General features: G+C 71.2%; 18 protein-coding genes. 11 read left to right on the plus strand and 7 right to left on the minus strand.

Going from position 1 to position 20,960, the window contains the following annotated elements; genetic code table 11:
• Window positions 1-84: 84 nt before the first annotated feature.
• Both FF100_RS05975 and FF100_RS05980 read right to left on the minus strand, forming a co-directional pair.
• The gene (locus tag FF100_RS05975) at window positions 85-1,695 is read right to left on the minus strand and encodes a phosphoenolpyruvate carboxykinase (RefSeq protein WP_139034647.1); all 1,611 of its coding nucleotides are present in this window, start codon (window positions 1,693-1,695) and stop codon (window positions 85-87) included.
• A gap of 229 nt (window positions 1,696-1,924) precedes the next feature.
• Window positions 1,925-2,704: a HugZ family pyridoxamine 5'-phosphate oxidase gene (locus FF100_RS05980; protein ID WP_139034648.1), complete on the minus strand. Its 780-nt coding sequence runs from the start codon at window positions 2,702-2,704 to the stop codon at window positions 1,925-1,927.
• Window positions 2,705-3,014: 310 nt separating this feature from the next.
• Here FF100_RS05980 and FF100_RS05985 point away from each other — a divergent pair, with 310 nt between their 5' ends.
• The 5 genes from FF100_RS05985 to FF100_RS06005 all read left to right on the plus strand — a co-directional run bounded on the left by FF100_RS05985 (window position 3,015) and on the right by FF100_RS06005 (window position 7,070).
• A complete protein-coding gene (locus tag FF100_RS05985) occupies window positions 3,015-3,731 on the plus strand; it encodes a response regulator transcription factor (RefSeq protein WP_048432104.1) in 717 nt (238 codons plus the stop codon).
• A gap of 55 nt (window positions 3,732-3,786) precedes the next feature.
• Window positions 3,787-5,622, plus strand: coding sequence for a stimulus-sensing domain-containing protein (locus tag FF100_RS05990; protein WP_425463287.1), 1,836 nt, complete (start codon window positions 3,787-3,789; stop codon window positions 5,620-5,622).
• A 3-nt stretch (window positions 5,623-5,625) separates the two neighbouring features.
• On the plus strand, window positions 5,626-6,075 hold the full coding sequence (locus FF100_RS05995; protein WP_139034649.1) for an HPr kinase/phosphorylase: 450 nt from the start codon (window positions 5,626-5,628) through the stop codon (window positions 6,073-6,075).
• 88 nt (window positions 6,076-6,163) lie between these two features.
• A complete protein-coding gene (locus FF100_RS06000; RefSeq protein ID WP_043749418.1) occupies window positions 6,164-6,565 on the plus strand; it encodes a PTS sugar transporter subunit IIA in 402 nt (133 codons plus the stop codon).
• A gap of 175 nt (window positions 6,566-6,740) precedes the next feature.
• Entirely contained in the window at window positions 6,741-7,070 is a 330-nt protein-coding gene (locus tag FF100_RS06005) for an HPr family phosphocarrier protein (RefSeq protein ID WP_139034650.1), read from the plus strand.
• Window positions 7,071-7,076: 6 nt separating this feature from the next.
• Here FF100_RS06005 and FF100_RS06010 read toward each other — a convergent pair whose 3' ends face one another.
• The 4 genes from FF100_RS06010 to FF100_RS06025 all read right to left on the minus strand — a co-directional run bounded on the left by FF100_RS06010 (window position 7,077) and on the right by FF100_RS06025 (window position 11,593).
• The gene (locus tag FF100_RS06010) at window positions 7,077-8,039 is read right to left on the minus strand and encodes a GNAT family N-acetyltransferase (protein ID WP_139034651.1); all 963 of its coding nucleotides are present in this window, start codon (window positions 8,037-8,039) and stop codon (window positions 7,077-7,079) included.
• Window positions 8,040-8,155: 116 nt separating this feature from the next.
• Entirely contained in the window at window positions 8,156-9,253 is a 1,098-nt protein-coding gene (locus tag FF100_RS06015; protein WP_139034652.1) for a CobW family GTP-binding protein, read from the minus strand.
• 53 nt (window positions 9,254-9,306) lie between these two features.
• Window positions 9,307-10,086 (minus strand): hypothetical protein, encoded by a 780-nt coding sequence (locus FF100_RS06020; RefSeq protein ID WP_139034653.1) that lies wholly within the window; start codon window positions 10,084-10,086, stop codon window positions 9,307-9,309.
• A 4-nt stretch (window positions 10,087-10,090) separates the two neighbouring features.
• Window positions 10,091-11,593, minus strand: a complete 1,503-nt coding sequence (locus tag FF100_RS06025) for a D-alanyl-D-alanine carboxypeptidase family protein (protein WP_139034654.1) — start codon at window positions 11,591-11,593, stop codon at window positions 10,091-10,093.
• Between the two features lie 376 nt (window positions 11,594-11,969).
• On the opposite strand from FF100_RS06025, the gene queE reads away from it, so the two are divergent.
• The 5 genes from queE to dnaN all read left to right on the plus strand — a co-directional run bounded on the left by queE (window position 11,970) and on the right by dnaN (window position 17,177).
• Window positions 11,970-12,602 carry a 7-carboxy-7-deazaguanine synthase gene (gene queE, locus FF100_RS06030; RefSeq protein WP_139034655.1) on the plus strand — a complete coding sequence of 211 codons (633 nt, stop codon included), beginning with the start codon at window positions 11,970-11,972 and terminating at the stop codon, window positions 12,600-12,602.
• 91 nt (window positions 12,603-12,693) lie between these two features.
• Window positions 12,694-13,050, plus strand: a complete 357-nt coding sequence (gene queD, locus FF100_RS06035; RefSeq protein WP_139034656.1) for a 6-carboxytetrahydropterin synthase QueD — start codon at window positions 12,694-12,696, stop codon at window positions 13,048-13,050.
• Between the two features lie 146 nt (window positions 13,051-13,196).
• Window positions 13,197-13,907, plus strand: coding sequence for a nucleotidyltransferase family protein (locus FF100_RS06040; protein WP_246101936.1), 711 nt, complete (start codon window positions 13,197-13,199; stop codon window positions 13,905-13,907).
• A 499-nt stretch (window positions 13,908-14,406) separates the two neighbouring features.
• Window positions 14,407-15,909: a chromosomal replication initiator protein DnaA gene (dnaA, locus tag FF100_RS06045; protein WP_139034657.1), complete on the plus strand. Its 1,503-nt coding sequence runs from the start codon at window positions 14,407-14,409 to the stop codon at window positions 15,907-15,909.
• 146 nt (window positions 15,910-16,055) lie between these two features.
• Window positions 16,056-17,177, plus strand: a complete 1,122-nt coding sequence (dnaN, locus tag FF100_RS06050; RefSeq protein ID WP_139034658.1) for a DNA polymerase III subunit beta — start codon at window positions 16,056-16,058, stop codon at window positions 17,175-17,177.
• A gap of 279 nt (window positions 17,178-17,456) precedes the next feature.
• On the opposite strand, the gene FF100_RS06055 is transcribed toward dnaN, so the two are convergent.
• Window positions 17,457-18,875 carry a M20 family metallopeptidase gene (locus tag FF100_RS06055; protein ID WP_139034659.1) on the minus strand — a complete coding sequence of 473 codons (1,419 nt, stop codon included), beginning with the start codon at window positions 18,873-18,875 and terminating at the stop codon, window positions 17,457-17,459.
• 271 nt (window positions 18,876-19,146) lie between these two features.
• Here FF100_RS06055 and FF100_RS06060 point away from each other — a divergent pair, with 271 nt between their 5' ends.
• Window positions 19,147-20,955 (plus strand): peptide ABC transporter substrate-binding protein, encoded by a 1,809-nt coding sequence (locus FF100_RS06060; protein ID WP_139034660.1) that lies wholly within the window; start codon window positions 19,147-19,149, stop codon window positions 20,953-20,955.
• The last annotated feature ends 5 nt before the right edge of the window (window positions 20,956-20,960 follow it).

The following is a 20,960-nucleotide window of genomic DNA, read 5'->3' on the forward strand; positions in this document are numbered from 1 at the left end:
GTTCCGGTGTCTGCGTTCCGGCTCTTGCAACGAAAAAGGGCCCCTCTCCGGGGAGAAGGGCCCTCTCGCGGTCAAGGCCTGAGATCAGGCCGCGATCGACATGGTCGGCTCGGCGGCCCGCACGTCGGCGTCGACATGGGCCTCGAAGCGCTTGAAGTTGTTCTGGAACATCTCGACCAGGCTCTTGGCGGTCGCCGCGAAGGCCGCCTTATCCTGCCAGGTCTTGACCGGGTACAGGATGTGCGGCTCGACGCCCGGCACCGAGGTCGGCACCGCGAAGCCGAAATACGGGTCGCGACGGAAATCGGCCTTGGCGAGCGAGCCGTCGAGGGCCGCGGTCAGCAGCCGGCGGGTGACCCGGATCGGCATGCGGCGGCCGACGCCGACGCCGCCGCCGGTCCAGCCGGTGTTCACCAGCCAGCAATCGACGTGGTGACGGGCGATCAGGTCGCGCAGCAGGTTGCCGTAGACCGACGGGTGACGCGGCATGAACGGCGCGCCGAAGCAGGTCGAGAAGGTCGCCTCCGGACCCTTCAGCCCCTTCTCGGTGCCGGCCACCTTGGCGGTGTAGCCGGAGAGGAAGTGGTACATCGCCTCGGCACCGGTCAGCTTGGCGATCGGGGGCAGCACCCCGAAGGCGTCGCAGGTCAGCATGACGATGTTCTTCGGGTGCCCGGCCTGGCCGGTGGCGCTCGAATTGCTGATGAACGGCAGCGGGTAGGCGCAGCGGGTGTTCTCGGTGCGCGAGGCGTCGTCGAAATCCGGCAGGCGGGTGACCGGATCGATGACGACGTTCTCCATCACGGTGCCGAAGCGCTCGGTGGTGGAGTAGATCTCGGGCTCGGCCTCCTTCGACAGGCGGATGGTCTTGGCGTAGCAGCCGCCCTCGAAGTTGAAGATGCCCTTCGGGCTCCAGCCGTGCTCGTCGTCGCCCAGCAGCACGCGGTTCGGATCGGAGGACAGGGTGGTCTTGCCGGTGCCCGACAGGCCGAAGAACAGGGCCGAGTCACCCTCGTGGCCCACATTCGCCGAGCAGTGCATCGGCATGACGCCCGCTTTGGGGAGCACATAATTGAGGTAAGTGAAGACCGACTTCTTCATCTCGCCGGCATAGGACGTGCCGCCGATCAGCACGATCTTGCGCGAGAAATCGACCGCGATGACGGTCTCGGTGCGGCAGCCGTGCCGGGCCGGATCGGCGCGGAAGCTCGGCAGGTCGATGATGGTCAGCTCCGGCTCGAAGCCGGCGAGGGTCTCGCGCTCCGGGCGGATCAGCAGGTTGCGGATGAACAGCGAGTGCCAGGCATACTCGGTGAAGACCCGGGTGCGGACCCGGTGGCCGACCTCGGCGCCGCCGACGAGGTCCTGGGCGAACAGCTCACGCCCCTCGGCATGGGCCAGGAAGTCCTCGAGCAGGGTCTCGAACTGGGGCCGGGTGATGCCGCCGTTGTTCTCCCACCACACCTCGTTCTCGGTGTCGGCGTCGCGGACCACGAACTTGTCCTTGGGCGAGCGGCCGGTATGGATGCCGGTCTCGGCCACCAGGGCGCCGCCAGCGGCCAGCTGCGCCTCGCCGCGCTGCAGCGCGTGCTCGTAGAGGCTCGGCGCCTCCAGGTTCCAGCTGACGCGTTTGAGGTTGCGGAGGCCGATCTTGTCGGCGCCGAACGCCTCGTTGAATACGCCGATGTCGTTCACGCCTGTTCCTCCTGGCGCCGACCTCTGGACACACGGCCGGCAGCCGGTCCGGATCGGGCCGATTGACTTAACCTTCGCATCGGGTGCGGTGACCGTGCTTCTCGTAGCAGGTCGCGCGCCTGGGCGCCGAGGCCGATCAAGGCGCCTCGGTGGGCAGCTTTAGTAGGTGGCGAAACTTCACGGTTCAATCGAATTCGCTCATTCCGACGGTGACAAGCCGGACTTTGTGTCAGGGGCTGTCGGTCGGGCCGGGCACGGCGCGGGCCTCCGCCGCCATCGCCACCAGGGTCGGGCGCAGGGCGGCGGGAGTCGCGAGCCGCTGCGGGAAGGTGACCCTGGCGGTGCGCTCGCCGGCGACGAGATCGAGCCCTTCGGGATCGAGGCCGGTCAGCCGCCACGGCCCGGGCCCCTCCCCGGCGAGCCGCGTCGCGTAGAGCCCGATTGCGTCGAGGTGGTCCTCGTTCATGTGGGCGACGGCGGCGGGCTCGGATTCGGCCAGGGCCTCGAGCCCGGCGAGGTCGGCCAGCAGCTCCGGCCCCGTCAGCGTCGCGGCACGCGCGAAGCCGCCGTTGAGGTGGCCGGCCCGGACCGCGAGCCGGAAGAAGGCGAAGTCCGGGAAGTCGGCGTAGAGCGCGGCCTTCGGGTGGCGGGCGAGGAAGCGCGCCCGCACCCGCGGCTCGGTGCTGCGCTCCGCCGTGCCGGTCACGGTCAGGCGCGGATGGGCGAGCGGATCGCCCTTGCCGCCCTGGGAGAGGAGAACCGAGCAGCGCGGATCGGCCTCAAGGTTGAGGGTATGGGCCGAGAGGCGCGAGAGCAGCATGAGCGGCGTCCCGTCGTGGTCGGTCGCCACCGTGACGAGGGAGGCGAAGGGGGCGCCCCCGTCCCGCTCCAGGGTGGCAAGGGCCCCCGCGCGGGTCTTGCGCAGGAGCGACTTGGCGAGTCCGATCGCGTCGAACGGGGCCTCGGCGGCCGGCAGCGGCGCGGCCTGCTTCCTGTCTGCCTCGGCCATGCGGTCTCCCCCCTCGTCCTGCCGGTTTCGCGCCTTACCTTGGCGTCGGCGTGCAGGCCCGTCCAGGCCGCGCGACGCCGCGGGACCGGGGCCCCGATCGGCCGAACCTGTGGCGGCCTCGCCACGGGTGCTCGCTTTTTCGGCGGGATGGCCTTAAGGGAGTCGAAATCGTGGCGCTGCGGCCACTGTCCAGCCTTTTTGGATGGAACCCCGCGCCGCCCGAGATCTGCCGCGGAACCGGTTCCAGTCGGGTGGCGTTCAGCAGGGCCGGTGTGTCCTGCGGGCGACGCCCGCGCCCCAGGGAATGCCCATGCCGACCATCGCCCTCGTCGATGACGACCGCAACATCCTGACCTCCGTGTCGATCGCCCTGGAGACCGAGGGATACAGGATCCAGACCTACACCGACGGCGCCTCCGCCCTCGACGGCCTGAAGCATTCGCCGCCCGACCTCGCGATCTTCGACATCAAGATGCCGCGCATGGACGGGATGGAGCTGCTGCGCCGGCTGCGCCAGAAATCCGACATTCCGGTGATCTTCCTGACCTCGAAGGACGAGGAGATCGACGAGCTGTTCGGCCTGAAGATGGGCGCCGACGACTTCATCCGGAAGCCGTTCTCGCAGCGCCTGCTGGTCGAGCGGGTGAAGGCGGTCCTGCGCCGCTTCGCCGCCAAGGAGGCGGGGCCCGGCGCCTCGGCCCGGGAGGCGGAGGCGGCGGCCGCCCGCTCGCTGGAGCGCGGCCAGCTGATGATGGATCCGGAGCGCCACACCTGCACCTGGAAGGGCGAGCCGGTGACGCTGACCGTGACCGAGTTCCTGATCCTCCAGGCGCTGGCCCAGCGCCCCGGCGTCGTGAAGAGCCGCAACGCCCTGATGGACGCGGCTTACGACGACCAGGTCTATGTCGACGACCGCACCATCGACAGCCACATCAAGCGCCTGCGCAAGAAGTTCAAGGTCACCGACAACAGCTTCGACATGATCGAGACGCTGTACGGCGTCGGCTACCGCTTCAAGGAAATGTGAGAGACTTGACCGCCAGAGATTTTGCCGCGTGAGCGAGGGATCGAGCCTCGGCGCCGTGCGCCGCCTGCTGGGCGGCACGGGCCGGTACTTCCGCGGCGGGGGGCGGCGGCCGGACGGATCCGCCCCGAAACCGGCGAGCGAGATCGATCCGGACGCGGAGGCCGCGCGCGAGCCGTTCGGGCCGCGCACGGTCCGGCGCTGGATCGCCGAGCGCTTCGCCTCGAGCCTGACCCGGCGCATCGTGGTCCTGAACCTCGCCGGGCTGATCGCGCTCCTGATCGGCTTCCTCTACCTCAACCAGTTCCGCCAGGGCCTGATCGAGGCCCGGGTGCAGAGCCTGCTGACCCAGGGCGACATCATCGCGGGAGCCATCGCGGCCTCGGCGACGGTCGATACCGACGCGATCACCATCGATCCCGACCGCCTGCTCCAGCTCCAGGCCGGGGAAGGCGGGGCGTTCGGCGACGAGGCGCCGTCCGGCCTCGAATTCTCGCTCAACCCGGAGCGGGTGGCCCCGCTCCTGCGCCGCCTGATCACGCCCACCGGCACCCGCGCCCGGGTCTACGACCGCGACGGCACGATGCTGATCGATTCGCGCGGGCTCTACATCCGCGGCGACCTCAGCCGCGACCCGCCGCCCGCGCACAAGGAACGCCCGAGCCTGATCGAGCAGGCCTGGAACGCCGTGCGGACGCACGTGCCGGGCCTCGGCCGCCCCTCCTCGGCCGACGAGCCGGGCCCGGCCGACGGGCGCACTCTGCCGGAGGTGCAGCGGGCGCTCGCCGGCGCGCGCGGCACGCTGGTGCGCCGCAACGGCCCGGGCGAGACGATCGTGTCGGTGGCGGTGCCGATCCAGCGCGGCCGCACCGTGCGCGGCGCCCTGCTGCTCTCGACCCAGGAAGGCGACATCGACAAGATCATCGCGGCCGAGCGCTTCTCGCTGCTGCAGGTCTTCATCATCGCGGCGCTGGTGATGGTGGTGCTGTCGATGCTGGTCGCCGGCCAGATCGTCGGCCCGGTCGGGCGGCTGGCGCAGGCCGCCGAGCGGGTGCGCACGGGCATCAAGTCGCGCCAGGAGATTCCCGACTTCACCCGGCGCACCGACGAGATCGGCCACCTCTCGGGGGCGCTCCGGGACATGACCCAGGCCCTGTACCGCCGCCTCGACGCGATCGAGAACTTCGCCGCCGACGTCTCGCACGAGCTGAAGAACCCGCTGACCTCGCTGCGCAGCGCCGTCGAGACCCTGCCGCTCGCCAAGACCGACGAGTCCCGCGGCCGGCTGATGCAGGTGATCCAGCACGACGTGAAGCGCCTCGACCGGCTGATCAGCGACATCGCCGACGCCTCGCGCCTCGATGCCGAGCTGGCCCGGGCCGAGGCCGGACGGGTCGACCTGAGGAGGCTGATCACCACGGTGGTGTCGGTCGCCAACGAGCGCCGCCGCCGGGGCGACGCGCCCATCGACCTCACGGTGGAGCCGGCACCGGCCGGGGTCGAGGATCCGTTCGCGATCCTCGGCCATGACAGCCGGCTCGGCCAGGTCGTCAACAACCTCCTCGACAATGCCCGATCGTTCTCGCCGAAGGGCGCGAGCGTCCGGGTGGCCCTGCGGCGGCGGCGCAACGCCGTCGAGCTGACGGTGGAGGATGATGGCCCGGGGATCCCGCCCCACGCCCTGGAGCGGATCTTCGAGCGCTTCTACACCGACCGGCCGGAACAGGGCTTCGGCCAAAATTCGGGCCTCGGCCTGTCGATCTCGCGCCAGATCGTCCAGGCGCATCGCGGCACGATCCGGGCCGAGAACCGGCTCGGACCGCCGGGCGAGGACGGCGAGCCGGCCTTGCTCGGGGCGCGCTTCATCGTCCGCATCCCGGCCCAGAGCCGCTGAGGCGTGGCGACGGTCCATGCCAGCTGCGTGGTGCTCGGCGAGGACGGGATCCTGATCCGCGGCGCGCCGGGGAGCGGCAAATCGACCCTGGTCCGTGACCTGATCGGGCTCGGCGCTATCTCGGGCGTCTTCGCCGCCCTCGTCGGCGATGACCGCATCGCGCTGACGCAGCGGCATGGGCGCCTGCTCGCGGCCTCGCATCCGGCCGTCGCCGGGCTCCTGGAGATCCGCGGCCTCGGCCTGCAAGCCGTTGAACCGACGATGCCTTCGGCCATCCTGCGCCTCGTCGTCGATCTCGCCGCGGACGCCCCGCGGATGCCCGAGCCGGCCGGGGAGACGGTTCTCCTCCGGGGGGTGCGGCTGCCCAGGATCACTCTTCCGCCGAATCCCGGCCTAGCCGGAACGGTGATGTGGCGTTGGCGCCGCCTCCGTGTCATGATGATGACCGATTGATGCGGATATCGCCGCATTGCTCTTGCGCTCGCCTTTGCGCTGCACAAAATGGCGGCTCGGCTCCAACGGGGCGTCGGAACTCGTGTCGATGATTGGAATGGTGCTCGTCACCCACGGCTTGCTCGCGACGGAATTCAAGGCCGCGCTGGAGCACGTCGTCGGGCCGCAGGAGCAGCTCGAGACGATCACCATCGGCCCCGAGGACGACATGGAGGTCCGTCGCAAGGACATCATGTCGGCGGTGTGCCGGGTGAATTCCGGTGACGGGGTCGTCGTGCTGACCGACATGTTCGGCGGCACGCCGTCGAATCTCGCGCTCTCCTGCATGAATGGCGGCTCGGTCGAGGTGGTCGCCGGCATCAACCTGCCGATGCTGATCAAGCTCGCCAGCGTGCGCGACGAGGAGAGCCTCGGCGACGCGGTGCTCCACGCCCAGGAGGCGGGGCGCAAGTACATCAACGTCGCCTCGCGGGTCCTCGCGGGCAAGTAGGCGGCGGACGCGTCCCAGCCCCTTCCCCGGTGCCGTGACCCTCGATTCCTTCGCCCTCCGCCCTAGCTTTCCACGGATGCCCGGTTACCCTCCGGGCCGATCCCCTCCCGAGACGCGCGAGAGCCGGACGACCGCCCGTGACGGTCCGAACCGGATCCGAGCAGGTGCCCCGCCGATGACGCCTTTCACCGACACCGACGACGAGGATGCCGACCTTCCGCCGGTGCCCGAGGGCGCAAGCGCCCGCGACCTGCCGATCATCAACCGGCGCGGCCTGCATGCCCGGGCTTCGGCCAAGTTCGTGCAGACGGTGGAGAAGTTCGGTTCCGAGGTCACGGTGAGCCGGGGCGGCGAGACGGTGGGCGGACGCTCGATCATGGGCCTGCTCACCCTCGGCGCCGCGCAGGGCACCAGCATCCGGGTCACGGCGCTCGGCCCCGACCAGGATTCCTGCATGGAGGCGATCGCCGCCCTCCTCGCCAACCGCTTCGGCGAGGACGAGTAGGCGGGGTCACGCCCGCAGGCGCAGCAGGCGGCGCAAGGCCGTCCGCGGGCGCGGCGGCTGCACCCGCCCCTCCCCCGCGACCGTGACCACCGCCTCGACGCGGGCGGGCTCCGGCGCGTGCACCGAAGGCTCGGCCAGGAACAGTCCTGCCTGGCGCCAGATCGTGTCGTGCCGCCCCGTGGCGAGGTGGATCGCCGCCGCCACCACCTCCCCGTCCCGCCGCACCAGGTCGACCCAGGCCTGCCGCCGATGGGCGAAGCGCCGCGTCACCACCCGGAACGCCGTGGCGGCCGCCGGATCGGCGAGCAGGCTCTGGCCCCCGCGCCGGGCATCCAGCACCAGGAAATGCTCGACGGCGCCGCGTAAGCGCACCGGATCGCGCACCCGCTCCAGCGAGGTGCGGCCGGCCGGCAGGGTCAGGGGGGCCGGCGCGGGAGCCGGTGCCGGGGCCTGATCCGCCACCGCGAGGCGCCGCCCGGAACTGCCGGCGGCCTCGCCGAGGGCGACCGCGAGACCCGAATCCGGCCGCAGGTCCGGCCAGAGCAGGTCGACGAGGCGCAGCGGCGAGTGACGCAGGTGGTCGAGGGCGGCGCGCAGCACGGCGGCCGCATGGTCGGCATCGACCGCGGCCTCCGCGGTGCCGGCAAGCGGCAGGCGCCACAGCTGCGCCCGGCCAGCCAGCCCCTGGCGCGCCGGCAGGCGCAGCGGCAGCACGCCGCGCAGGATCGGCGCCCGAAAGCCCTCCTGCCAGACCATCAGCAGGGCCAGGGTCTGCCCCTCCGCGAGGTGCTGCGCCATGGTGAGGGTGAAATCGGGATCCGCGTAGACGCTCGGCTCCAGCGCTCGGCCCATCAGGCTGCGCCAGGCTTCGACCTCCGGCTCGCGCAGCGAGGCGGGATGGCGCAGCTCCGCCCGCAGGGTCACCGCGCCGGTCAGGCCGCCCTCGATCAGCGTGAAGGGAGTGCTCATCGCCGCCTCGTTCCGGATCACCCGTCCCGAAACGGGACAGGGGTGCGGCCCCATCGGCCGCTCCGGCCGAGACGGTTCAAGAGCCGTGCCTGCCGGGGCGGGACGGCCCCCTGTCATCAACCGCCCGGGATCGCCAGCGGGTTGCCGGTCAGCGCCGCGGCGTCCGGCGCGTCGATGGCCGGGCGGCCGAGGAACGCGTCCCACAGCCGGCGCACGAAGGCGGGGTCGAGGTCGCGCACGATCAGCACCAGCCGCGAGCGGGTGTCGCCATCGGGCCAGGCCGGCAGGGTGGCGGGCGTGTGGATGACGTGCTGGACGCCGTGCACCACCACCGGCCGGGACGGGTCGTCGGCGAGGGCCACCAGGCCCTTCAGGCGCAGGAGCTTCGGGCCGTGGGCCGAGCGCAGCAGGTCGAGGAACATCTCGAACGCCGCCCGCGGGACCGGCGCATCGCTGACGAGATGGAAGGCCCGGATCGCCGCATCGTGCCGGTTCACGTCGTGAGGGTGGGGATGGCCGTGCCCGTGATGGTCGTGGTGGTGGTCGGCCCCCGCGCCGAGCCAGGCCCGCACGTCGGCGACCTTGCCGTCGAGGTCGAACAGCCCGGCCAGCAAGGCGTCGGCCGGGGCGTCCGGCGCCAGGATCGGGGCGCCGGGATTGATCCGGTCGAGCCGCGCGCGCAAGGCCTCGGCTCCGGCGCCGTCGAGGTCGGTCTTGGTCAGCACCAGCCGGTCCGCCACCGCGACCTGGCGCAGGGCCTCCGGATGCGCGTCGAGGGTGCCGTCGCCGTTGACCGCATCGACCACCGTCACCACGCCCTGGAGCGCGTACCGCATCGCCAGGTAGGGGTGATACAGCAGGGCGTGCAGGATCGGCGCCGGATCGGCGAGGCCGGTGGTCTCGATCACCACCCGGCGGAACGGCTGGATGCGGCCGTTGTCGCGCTTGCGCAGCAGGTCCTCGAGGGTCGCGATCAGGTCGCCGCGTACCGTGCAGCACAGGCAGCCCGCACCGAGCAGGATCATCCCCTCGTCCACCGTCTCGATCAGCAGGTGGTCGAGCCCGACCTCGCCGAACTCGTTGACGATCACCACCGTGTCGGCGAGCTCCGGCGCCCGCAGCAGCCGGTTGAGCAGCGTGGTCTTGCCGGCCCCGAGGAAGCCGGTGAGGACCGTGAGCGGGATCGGCGCAGGGCGGCCGGGGGCGTCTGTCATCGGGTGGGTCTCGTGGGGCTCTTCCTGCGAACTGCGCATCGGAACGCCGGACGTCAATCCCGGTGGGCTGGGCCATCAAGCGGCACCTGCGCCAGCACGCCGCCATCCAGCACGAGGTCGTCGGTGGCCCAGAGCAGCCACAGGGCGCCGACCGCGAGGCGCAGGACCGGACGGTCCCACCAGCGGGCGATCAAGGCCGCCAGCGCCGTGGTCTCCGCCGGGTCGAGGTCGTCGGTGAGAGCGTGCAGGCCGACGAGGTAGAGCCCGGTTTCCGGCCGGCCCATGATCCGCTGGATCGCCGCCAGCGCGTCGGCACCGCCGCGGGACTCGGGATAGACCCGCAGGTAGAGCCGGCCGAGATTGACGGTGCCCGAGAACGGGCCGCGCAGCTCGACCGTGACCGGGCCGAGAGCGGCGAGCGCCGCCGTCTGCTCCGGGGTGACAGGGGGGACCGCGTCGGGCCCGGTCGCCAGGGAACCGCACAGGGTCGCGTGCAGGCGATCCCGGCGGCGGGCCGCGACGTCCCAGGCGATCTTGTGCGCGAAGGGGGCGGCGCGCAGCTCGCGATCCAGCGCGGCGTAGGCCGGCGCGGCGGCGAGATCGCGATAGGGCACCGGCAGCACGAGCGAGACCACCCGGGGGTGGCGGCCGTTCTCGTAGAACCGGCCCGGCGTGGCGGCGATCACGCCCGGATGGTCAGGCGCGACCAACGGCAGGTGCGCGCGGCGATAGGCCTCGTCGAGCACGAGGCCCTCGCCCGGCGCGAACGGCGTCAGGCTGCGGCGATAGGCCAGGACCGCGTCCGGGCAGAACACGGGCGCTGCGGCGCCCACCGGCTCAGTCGTCCTTGTTGCGCGCCGATTTGACGGCGGGCTTCGCCGCGGGCTTGGCGGCCGGCTTGGCCTCCGCCTTCTGCGCCGGCTTCGCCGCCGGCTTGGCATCCTTGGCGGCCGGCTTCGCCGCGGGCGTCACGGCGGCCTTGTGGCCCTTGAGCGGGCCCTTGGGCTCGGCGATCACCGCGGTGGCCGGGCCCGTCGAGGTGAGGGCGGAGGCCGAGGCCGGGGTCGCGCCCTTCTGGCGCGCGAGGAGCTTGGGTTGCGGCACGGTCGCGCCGGTGGCGGCGATGCTGCGGCTCGGGGCGGGCTTCGGCTTGGCCACCTTCACCCGGGGGGATGCCGGCTTGGCCGGCGCGGCATCGTCGGTCGCCGCGATGGCGCTCTCGGCCGGGTCGCGGCCGGTCCAGACCAGCACGGGCTGCAAGGGCGCACGGGGCGGCAGGGCACGGTTGCGCAGGGCCGCACTGTTCATGGTCGCGAAGGCGAGCGCCGAGGAGGGCGGCGCGCCGGCGGCCATCAGCTGGGCGTTGGCGTTGTCGGCGTTGCCGCCGGCGGCGGCTCCGGCGGTCACCGCGGAGGAATCCGAATCCGTCGGCATCGGCCGGCGCTTGTCGCAGATATACGGCCGCATGTCCGGCGGGACGGCGATGCCCGAGGTCGGCAGCTCGGCCAGCGTCTGGCCGCCGAAGCTGAAGCCCGACTGGCCGAAGCCGTAATCGAACAGGTCGGCCGCCTTCAGGTCGCGCTCGCGGGCGCTCGCCTGCCCCATCACCACGGTGAGGATGCGCCGGCCGTTGCGGTTGGCGCTCGCCACCACATTGAAGCCGCCCGAGCAGATGAAGCCGGTCTTCATCCCGTCGACGCCGGCATAGCGTCCGAGGAGGCCGTTATGGTTCGGCATCACGGCGCGGCCGAACTGGATCGCCGAGATCGAGAACAGGTCGCGGTTCTCGGGGAAGTCGCGCAGCAGCGCCCGGCCGAGCACCGCCATGTCCCGGGCCGAGGTCCATTGCCGGGCGTCGGGCAGGCCGTTGGGATTGTACCAGTGGCTGTCGCGCATGCCGAGGCGTTGCGCGGCGTCGTTCATCAGGGCGGCGAAACCGTCGATCGAGCCGCCGAGATTCTCGCCGATCGCCCAGGCGACGTCGTTGGCCGACTTCACCATGATGATCTTGAGGGCGTTGTCGAGGGTGAGCTGGGTGCCGGGCTTGAAGCCCATCTTCGAGGGCGGCTCGGCCGCCGCGGCCTCCGAGATGGTGAGCAGCTGGTCCATCGAGGCGCGGCCCTGGCGCACCAGGTCGAGGGCGACGTAGGTCGTCATCAGCTTGGTGATCGAGGCCGGGTACCACGGGTCGGTGGCGCCCTGGCTGTAGATCACCTTGCCGGAATCGACGTCGACGACCAGCATCGGCGCGGTGACGGCCCCCGCCGTTCCGGCGGCCAAACAGGCGCCGAGGCCGAGGAGGCGTCCGGCGAGGCGCGGCAGCAGCGCACGTGTCAACATTCGGATGAGTTCCCGTCGTGCCGGTGCCGCCCGCGGCGCCCCTCGCGACCGTCCGGCACCCGGCTGAGGCCGTCCGGTCGCGCCGCCCCCGGCACCGCACGGCGGACCGACCGTGATTGTAGGGCAACGGCGAAGCTTTTGACAGCGCCGCGCGATGCTCCCATCAACGCGCCATCCGTGGCGGGAGCATGGCGGCGGCGCCATCCCCGGCCCGTCCACAGGCGCGGGCCGGACCCGCGCCCGGTGCGCTTGCCGGCGCGATCCCCATCTGACACGGCAGGGACGCTACCTGAATCTACACCATCTGAGCCTGCACCGCCTGACCTCACCTGGAGCAACGCGCGACGCCCCGTTGCGGCGCCCGACGATCGACATCATGAGCTACGCCGTCAAGGAGATCTTCCACACCCTCCAGGGCGAGGGCGCCCAGGCCGGGCGCGCCTCGGTGTTCTGCCGCTTTGCCGGCTGCAACCTGTGGAGCGGGCGCGAGGCCGACCGGGCTGACGCGGTCTGCCGCTTCTGCGACACCGACTTCGTCGGCACCGACGGGATCGGCGGCGGCCGCTTTCCCGATGCCGAGGCGCTGGCCGCGGCGATCGCGGCCTGCTGGGGCGAGGCGCGAGGCCGGCGCTACGTGGTGTTCACCGGCGGCGAGCCGCTGCTGCAGCTCGACGGGGCCCTGCTCGCCGCCGTGCATGCGAAGGGCTTCGAGGCGGCGGTCGAGACCAACGGCACGCAGGAGCCGCCGGCGGGGATCGACTGGGTCTGCGTCAGCCCCAAGGCCGGCGCTCCCCTGCGGCTCACCCGCGGCGACGAGCTGAAGCTTGTCTACCCGCAGGCCGGCCTCGATCCGGACGCCCTGGCCGGGCTCGATTTCCGCTACCTCTGGCTCCAGCCGATGGACGGGCCCGACCGGATCGCCAACACCGAGGCCGCGGTGGCCCATTGCCTGCGCGACGCCCGCTGGCGCCTCAGCCTGCAGACCCACAAGCTGATCGGGATCCCGTGAGCGTCCGCCCGCGGTTTCGCGCCGCGGGCCAACGGTGCTAAGGGGCTGGCCGCACCGATCCCCCGACACAGTATCAACCCACCATACGCCGATGAAGATCACCCAGGCCTTCACGTTCGAGGCGGCGCACCGGCTGCCGAACGTGCCCGAGACCCATCGCTGCCACCGCATGCACGGCCATTCCTACCGGGTCGAGCTGACCCTGGACGGGCCGGTCGATCCGGCGACCGGCTGGGTGGTCGATTTCTTCGACGTCGAGGCCGCCTTCGCGCCGGTGCTCGCGCGCCTCGACCATTACTGCCTCAACGAGGTGCCGGGCCTCGAGAACCCGACCGCCGAGCACATCGCGGCCTGGATCTGGGACAAGACCAAGCCGGCCCTGCCGCTGCTGGCCTCGGTCAAGGTGTTCGAGACGCCGATGTCGTGGGCAGACTATACCGGCGCGTGAGCGCCGGATGGGCGGACCGGTCCGGCGCATGACCCCGGATGCCGGTGTCCGTCCGCGACAATCTCCGTCCGCGGCAATCCTGCATCGCCCGGCGTCACATCCCGGGCTCCGCCGTGCGGCCCGAGTTGACGAGGCGAGGTGTCGACGTGAGCGCCCGATCGTTCGATGCACCTGATCGCATCCCCTCCGAGGACGCGGCGCACCTGCGACGCCTGGAGGCGATCGTCCGGGCCGATCCCGGCCTGATGGCGCTGCTGGCCGCGGCCCGGTCGCTCGCCTTGCCGCAATGGCGCCTCGTCGCCGGCTGTCTCTACCAGACCGTCTGGAACGCCCTGACCGGACGTCCGCGCGGCCACGGCCTCCGCGACTACGACCTGATCTACTTCGATCCCGACACGTCCTGGGAGGCCGAGGACGCGGTGCTGCGCCGCGCCGCCCCGGTCCTCGCGTCCTGCCCCGGCCCGGTCGAGATCCGCAACCAGGCCCGGGTCCATCTCTGGTTCGAGGCCCGCTTCGGCGTCCCCTACCCGCCCCTGCCCGACGCCGACGCGGCGCTCGCCCGCTACGCCGCGATCGTCCACGCCGTCGGCGTGCGGCTGGAGCCCGACGACAGCCTCTCGATCGCCGCGCCCTTCGGCCTTGCCGACCTGTTCGGGCTGGTGCTGCGCCCCAACCCGGCGCTCGCCAACGAGACGGCCTACGCCGCGAAGGCGGAGCGGGTGCGCGCCCTCTGGCCCGAGCTGACGGTGCTGCCGTGGGATGGAGCGGTTCAGGCGCCCGTCAAGTGCAGGAAGGACACGCCGGCGCTGTCCACCGGCCTGTCCCCCGGGCCCTCCCCGTTCTCGACAAGCCGTTGAGCCTGCACGGCTCTTTCGGAGGCTCGCGCGAGACTTCAACGAAACGGTCACGATTCCAGGATCTTGCCGCCGGACAGGCTGTGGATGGGGCGTGGGCGGAGATCTTGCGTAAGGATCGGTTTACCTTAGGCCCAATCGTTCCTGTTGCGAGACATCCCCTGGACGGACTAGTTTTCCACTTGTGCCCGCCCTTCGCGCGGGTCTCGTCCCGCTCTCCGTCGACCTGGCCCGCCCCGCGGCGCGCGAGGCCGTGGACGGGTCTCCGAGACGGCCGCCAACCCTCGGACCCGCCTCGCGGTTTTCGAAGGCCGGCAGGCCTTAAGAGAAACGAGACCAGTTGTTGATAGACCGGGGTGAACCACGGGACAGAGGCTGAAGTCAGTTGACTTCGACGGCCTTTGACCCCGCTGCCCGCCTCCGTTCGAGGCGCATGGCGGCAAGCGTATCTGCGTACGGACCGGGAGCGGGCAGCCGCCGTCGGGCCGAGAAGGGACCAGTCATGCGTGTTGACGGCAGCTTGGCGGCAGGGGTCGGCTCCGGCCGTGGCGGCAACGGCGACGACGGCCGCGAGACTGCGGGTGCCGAGATCGCGGGAGCCTGGCAGCGGGTGAAGCGCCGCCTGCGGGCGGAACTCGGCGAGGACGTGTTCGCGAGCTGGTTCGCCCGGCTCGAATTGCAGGACGTCTCCGGCGGGGTCGCCCGCCTCACCGTCCCGACCCGGTTCCTCAAGAGCTGGATCGAGTCGCACTACCTCGACCGGGTCCTCGCCACCTTCCGCAGCGAGGCCGACGGCATCGAGAGCCTCGAGGTCGGCGTGCGCGGCGCGATGGCGCCGGCCCGGGCCGGCGCTCCGGCGGTGGCGAAGCCCGCCGCCAGCCCGCGGCCGGCGGCGTCCCCCGGTCCGGCGGTCGAGGTCTCGGAGCCCGAGCGCGCCGCCCGCGGGCAGGCTCCCGAGGGCGATCTCGGCGGCGCGCCCCTCGACGCGCGCCTGACCTTCGAGAGCTTCGTCGTCGGCCGCTCGAACGCCCTGGCGCATGCCGCGGCCGAGCGGGTCGCCCGGCACGACGGTGGCCCCGCGCTCTACAACCCGCTCTACTTCCATGCCGGCGTGGGCCTGGGGAAGACCCACCTCCTCCACGGCATCGGCCATTCCGTCAAGAATGCCGGACGCCGGGTGATCTACCTCACCGCCGACCGCTTCATGTACGGCTTCGTCAACGCCCTGAAGACCCAGAGCGCGCTCGCCTTCAAGGAGAAGCTGCGGGCGATCGACGTCCTGATCCTCGACGACGTGCAGTTCATCCAGGGCCGCTCGATCCAGGCCGAGTTCGGCCACACCCTCAACGCCCTCATCGATGCCGGGCGCCAGGTGGTGGTGGCCGCCGACCGGCCGCCGACCGAGCTGGAGGCCCTCGACGAGCGGGTCCGCTCGCGCCTCGCCGGCGGCCTGGTGGTCGAGATCGGCACCCTCGACGAGGCCCTGCGCGCCTCGATCCTGCAATCGCGCCTCGAGGCGGTGCGGGCGACGCATCCGGCCTTCGAGGTCGGGCCGACGGTGGCGGAGTACGTCGCCAAGGCGATCACCGCCAATGGCCGCGACCTCGAAGGCGCGGTCAACCGGCTGCTCGCCCACGCGACGCTCACCGGCGCCCCCGTCACCCTCGACACCGCCGAGACGGCGATCCGCGACCTCGTGAAGAACCGCGAGCCGAAGCGGGTCAAGATCGAGGACATCCAGAAGCTGGTGGCGAGCCGCTACAACGTCTCGCGTTCCGACATCCTCTCCGAGCGCCGCACCGCCGCGGTGGTCAAGCCGCGCCAGATCGCCATGTACCTCTCGAAGGTGCTGACGCTGCGCTCCCTGCCGGAGATCGGCCGGCGCTTCGGCGGGCGCGACCACACCACGGTCCTGCACGCGGTGCGCAAGATCGAGAAGGCGATCGGCGAGGACACCGCGCTCTGCGACGAGGTCGAGCTGCTGAAGCGCATGCTCCAGGACTGACATCCGAGGGCAGGCCCGGTCACGGGCCTGCCCCGGCTTGCGTTCGCGGAGCGCCTTCGCCAAAATTCCCGTCCCGTGCACGCACGGGGCAACGAGTGCGGTTGCCGGCCTTGAACGGTCGGTCGTTCGAGACACGGATCACCCTGATGAAAGTCACCGTCGAGCGCGCGGCCCTTCTTCGGTCGCTCGGCCACGTGCACCGCGTCGTGGAGCGGCGCAACACGATCCCGATCCTGTCGAACGTGCTGCTGCGCTCCGGGCCGGACGGCCTCCAGCTGAAGGCCACCGACCTCGACATCGAGGTGACCGAGACGATCCCCGCCGACGTGGTCGACGGCGGCGCCATCACGGTGCCGGCCCACGTCATCTACGACATCGTCCGCAAGCTGCCCGACGGCGCCCAGGTCTCCCTCGAGACCAGCGGCGAGACCGGGCAGATGCTGATCCGCTCCGGCCGCTCGCGCTTCACCCTCGGCGCCCTGCCGGAGGCGGATTTCCCCGATCTCGCCGCCGGCGAGCTGCCGCACTCCTTCGCGCTGCCGGCCGCCGACCTCAAGCGCCTGATCGACAAGACCCAGTTCGCGATCTCGACCGAGGAGACGCGCTACTACCTCAACGGCATCTTCTTCCACACCATCGAGGCCGAGGGCTCGCTCAAGCTGCGGGCGGTCGCCACCGACGGCCACCGCCTCGCCCGCGTCCAGATGGAGGCGCCGGAGGGCAGCGGCGGCATGCCGGGCATCATCGTGCCGCGCAAGGCGGTGGCCGAGATCCAGAAGCTCGTCGAGGATGGCGGCGAGACCGTCGGCGTCGAGATCTCGTCGGCCAAGGTGCGGTTCAGCTTCTCGTCGGGCGTCACCCTGATCTCGAAGCTGATCGACGGCACCTTCCCGGACTACGCGCGCGTCATCCCGACCGGCAACGACAAGCGCCTGACGGTCGAGCGCGACCAGTTCGCCAAGGCGGTCGACCGGGTCTCGACGATCTCGTCCGAGCGCGGCCGGGCGGTGAAGCTCGCCATGACCGACGGGCGCCTGTCGCTCTCGGTCAACAACCCGGATTCGGGCTCGGCGACCGAGGAGCTGGACGTCGACTACGAATCCGGCCCCCTCGATATCGGCTTCAATGCCCGTTACCTCCTCGACATCACGGCCCAGCTCGACGGCGACACCGCCCTGTTCCGCCTCGCCGATCCGGGCTCGCCGACGGTGATCCAGGATCGCGAGGGCGCGCCGGCGCTCTACGTGCTGATGCCGATGCGGGTGTGAGGATGGGATTGCGCGCGGCGCGTGTCGCGCGCGTCACCGGACGGCCTCGGTCCCGGAAGCGTCGATCCCGGCGGACGATGCAGGATGCGGCGGACCGCGTCCTTCGCTGCCAGTCGCGGCGATGGATCCCGGGCTCCGCGTCGCGGCGCCGGGACGGTGGAATGGACGGCCTTTGACGGCATCGACCGTGCCAGGGCGAGGCCGTTCGGCCTCGTCCGAGGAGGCCATGCGTGACGCGGATCGGCGTCACATGACATCCTCGGCGCGCGTCCGGGTCCCTCACCCCACCGACATCGTCAGCGGCGGCTGCACCTCCGGCGGCAGGGGCGAGACGTAGCCCTCCGGCCCGGTGCGGGCCTTCAGCTCCGCCTTGGCGGCGTCGCGCAAGGAGGCATCCGTCGCGAGCCGGGCCCCGAGCGCCGCCATGGCCTTGGCCACCTGCACCATCGCCTTGTGGGCGGCCGGGGTCTTGCCCTGCGCCACCACCTGCCAGGTGTGGAACGGCGTGCCGACCGCCACCGTCGGGGCGTGGGCCTGGACCGTCGGTACGACCCAGCTCACGTCGCCGACATCGGTCGAGCCGATCGCCGGGTTGCGGCGGGCGTCGAGGGGCACCAGGAACTCGGCCAAAGGTGCGTCGGTCACCGGCAGCCCGATGGTGCGGTAGACCGCCGCGATGTCCTGCGGGGTCAGCGTGCCCTGGATCTGCTTGGCGAAGGCGCGGTCGGCCTCGTCGAAATGCGGCGTGCCGAGGTCTTCCATCACCCCGTGCAGGGCCTCCTCCAGCGGCGTGTTGCCGACGAGGTTCGAGACCGCGCTGACGATGCGCATCTCCATCGTGGTCTCGGTCATGAGCGCCGCGCCCTCGGCGATCTTGCGGACCCGGTTCACCAGCTCGCGCATCCCCGGCAGGTCGCGGGCGCGGATCGAGTAGCGCACCCGGGCATGGGCCTGGACCACGTTGGGGGCGATGCCGCCGGTATCGAGCAGCGCGTAATGCACCCGCGCGTCGCTCGGCATGTGCTCGCGCATGTAGTTGACGCCGACATTCATCAACTCGACCGCATCGAGGGCCGAGCGGCCGAGATGCGGGGCCGCCGCCGCGTGCGAGGCGCGGCCGGTGAACACGAAATCGGCCCGGGTGTTGGCGAGCGAGAGCGGCGGCGTCACCTCCCAGAAGCTCGACGGGTGCCAGGTCACGGCGGCGTCGGCATCCGCGAACAGGCCCTCGCGCACCATGAAGGCCTTGGCGGCGCCGCCTTCCTCGGCCGGGCAGCCGTAGTAGCGCACGCGGCCCGGCAGGCCCTGCTCCGCGAGCCAGTCCTTCAGGGCGGTGGCGGCGAGCAGTGCCGCCGAACCGAGCAGGTTGTGCCCGCATCCATGGCCGTGGCCGCCGTGCTCGATGGGAATATGGGCCGCCACGCCCGCCTCCTGGCTCAGGCCGGGCAGCGCGTCGTACTCGCCGAGGAAGGCGATGACCGGCCCGCCCTCCCCGGCCTCGCCGATCACCGCGGTCGGGATGCCGGCGACGCCCTCGGTGATCCGGAAGCCCTGGTGGCGCAACTCGGCGGCATGCGCCGCGGACGAGCGTTCTTCCGTGTAGCAGACCTCCGGCGTGCCCCAGACCTCGTCGGAGAGGGCGATCAGCCGGTCCTTGTGGGTGTCGACCTGGCGCCACACGGCGTTGCGGTTGTCCATGGGGTTCCTCCCAGACGCAGCCCTCGGGCTGCCTTGCGCGGGAGCGTCATGCAGGTGGCTTGCCGGCTCAAGCGCGGCGGGTGCGGACGAGGGGCGCGCGTCCGGAATGGCTCTCGCGATGGCCCGGATCGCGCGCGAATGGCCCGGCCTTTGCAATCCGCGGCCATTTGGGCGCTGACAACAGCGCCGATGTTTGCTTGACCGCTTGTAAGGACTCGCGGCGGGCGCGATGCTGACGGCCGCCAGAGGCCAGCCAGAAGGGTGTTTGTCGATGACCGAGCGCGGCGTAACCGAGCATGACCTGCGCACCCTGATCGGCGAGGTGAAGGACGGGAGCCTGTCGCGGCGCGGCTTCGTCGGCCGGATGCTGGCGCTGGGCCTCTCCGCCCCGATGGCCGGGATGATGCTCGCCCAGAACGGCGTCGCCTTCGCGGCGAGCGGCTTGCGCGACGCCTACAAGCCCACGAAGGCCGGCGGCGGCGGGCCGTTGAAGCTGCTGTTCTGGCAGGCTGCGACCCTGATCAACCCGCATTTCGCGGTCGGCACCAAGGACCAGGAGGGCTCGCGGATCTTCTACGAGCCGCTGGCGGCCTGGGATGCCGAGGGCAACCTGTTCCCCGTCCTGGCGGCCGAGATCCCGTCGAAGGAGAATGGCGGCGTGGCCGCCGACGGCCGCTCGGTGACCTGGAAGCTGAAGCCCAACGTCAAGTGGCACGACGGCAAGCCGTTCACCGCCGACGACGTGGTGTTCACCGCCGAATACGCCGCCAACCCGGCCACGGCCGCGGTCACCGGCGGCAGCTACCTCAACGTCAAGGTCACCAAGGTCGACGATCTCACCGTCAAGCTCACCTTCAAGGAGCCGACGCCGTTCTGGGCCGACGCCTTCGTGTCGAGCGCCGGGATGATCATCCCGAAGCACGTCTTCGCCGATTACAACGGCGACAAGTCCCGCGACGCACCGGCCAACCTGGCGCCGGTCGGCACCGGCCCCTACAAGTTCAGCGAGTTCCGCCCCGGCGACATCCTGCGCGGCGTGCGCAACCCCGATTACCACGTGCCGAACCGGCCGTTCTTCGACTCGATCGAGATGAAGGGCGGCGGCGACGCGGTCTCGGCCGCCCGCGCGGTGCTCCAGACCGCCGAGTACGACTATGCCTGGAACATGCAGGTCGAGGACGAGATCCTGAAGCGGCTCGAGGCCGAGGGCAAGGGTCGGGTCAAGATGGATTTCGGCGGCAACCTCGAGTTCCTGCTGCTCAACGCCACCGACCCGAATGTCGAGGTCGACGGCGAGCGCGCCTCGCTCAAGACCAAGCACCCGGCCTTCTCGGACCCGGCGGTGCGCAAGGCGATGAACCTGCTCGTCAACCGGGCGGCGATCCAGCAATTCATCTACGGCCGGACCGGCCGGGCCACCGCCAACGTCTTCAACGGCCCGGCGCCCTTCGTGTCGAAGAGCACCTCCTTCGCCTTCGATCCCGACAAGGCGGCGCAGATCCTGGAGGAGGCCGGCTGGAAGAAGGGTGGCGACGGCATCCGCGCCAAGGACGGCAAGAAGCTGAAATTCGTCTTCCAGACCTCGATCAACGCGCCGCGCCAGAAGACCCAGGCCATCATCAAGCAGGCCGCCCAGAAGGCCGGCATCGAGATGGAGCTGAAATCGGTGCCTGGCTCGGTGTTCTTCTCCTCCGATGTGGCAAATCCGGATACCTACCCGCATTTCTACGCCGACATGGAGATGTATACCTGGAACATGACGCAGGCCGATCCGGCGGTGTTCGCCCTGCAATACGTCTCCTGGGAGGCCGCCACCAAGGCCAACAAGTGGCAGGGCCGCAACATCTGCCGCATGCAGAACCCGGACGTCGACGCCGCCTACAAGGCGGCGCAGGGCGAGCTCGACCTCGTCAAGCGCGCCGCCTGGTTCGTCAAGATGAACGACCTCGTGGTCGCCGATTACGTCCTGCCGCTGCTCCATCGCGCCCAGGTCTCGGCGATCAACGGCAAGCTCGAGGCCCCGGCGAGCGGCTGGGACAATTCGCTGGCCTTCCTGGCCGAGTGGTACAAGCAGGCGTAACGACA

The sequence above is a fragment of the Methylobacterium terricola genome, from assembly GCF_006151805.1.
GTDB classification, from domain to species: domain Bacteria; phylum Pseudomonadota; class Alphaproteobacteria; order Rhizobiales; family Beijerinckiaceae; genus Methylobacterium; species Methylobacterium terricola.

What these genes read in the sequence shown, in the direction of transcription:
- FF100_RS05980 (WP_139034648.1), bottom strand. Translation starts at nt 2,704, where the DNA reads ATGGCCGAGGCAGACAGGAAGCAGGCCGCGCCGCTGCCGGCCGCCGAG.
- FF100_RS05985 (WP_048432104.1), top strand. Translation starts at nt 3,015, where the DNA reads ATGCCGACCATCGCCCTCGTCGATGACGACCGCAACATCCTGACCTCC.
- FF100_RS06000 (WP_043749418.1), top strand. Translation starts at nt 6,164, where the DNA reads ATGATTGGAATGGTGCTCGTCACCCACGGCTTGCTCGCGACGGAATTC.
- FF100_RS06005 (WP_139034650.1), top strand. Translation starts at nt 6,741, where the DNA reads ATGACGCCTTTCACCGACACCGACGACGAGGATGCCGACCTTCCGCCG.
- FF100_RS06010 (WP_139034651.1), bottom strand. Translation starts at nt 8,039, where the DNA reads ATGAGCACTCCCTTCACGCTGATCGAGGGCGGCCTGACCGGCGCGGTG.
- FF100_RS06015 (WP_139034652.1), bottom strand. Translation starts at nt 9,253, where the DNA reads ATGACAGACGCCCCCGGCCGCCCTGCGCCGATCCCGCTCACGGTCCTC.
- FF100_RS06025 (WP_139034654.1), bottom strand. Translation starts at nt 11,593, where the DNA reads ATGTTGACACGTGCGCTGCTGCCGCGCCTCGCCGGACGCCTCCTCGGC.
- queE (WP_139034655.1), top strand. Translation starts at nt 11,970, where the DNA reads ATGAGCTACGCCGTCAAGGAGATCTTCCACACCCTCCAGGGCGAGGGC.
- queD (WP_139034656.1), top strand. Translation starts at nt 12,694, where the DNA reads ATGAAGATCACCCAGGCCTTCACGTTCGAGGCGGCGCACCGGCTGCCG.
- dnaA (WP_139034657.1), top strand. Translation starts at nt 14,407, where the DNA reads ATGCGTGTTGACGGCAGCTTGGCGGCAGGGGTCGGCTCCGGCCGTGGC.
- dnaN (WP_139034658.1), top strand. Translation starts at nt 16,056, where the DNA reads ATGAAAGTCACCGTCGAGCGCGCGGCCCTTCTTCGGTCGCTCGGCCAC.
- FF100_RS06055 (WP_139034659.1), bottom strand. Translation starts at nt 18,875, where the DNA reads ATGGACAACCGCAACGCCGTGTGGCGCCAGGTCGACACCCACAAGGAC.
- FF100_RS06060 (WP_139034660.1), top strand. Translation starts at nt 19,147, where the DNA reads ATGACCGAGCGCGGCGTAACCGAGCATGACCTGCGCACCCTGATCGGC.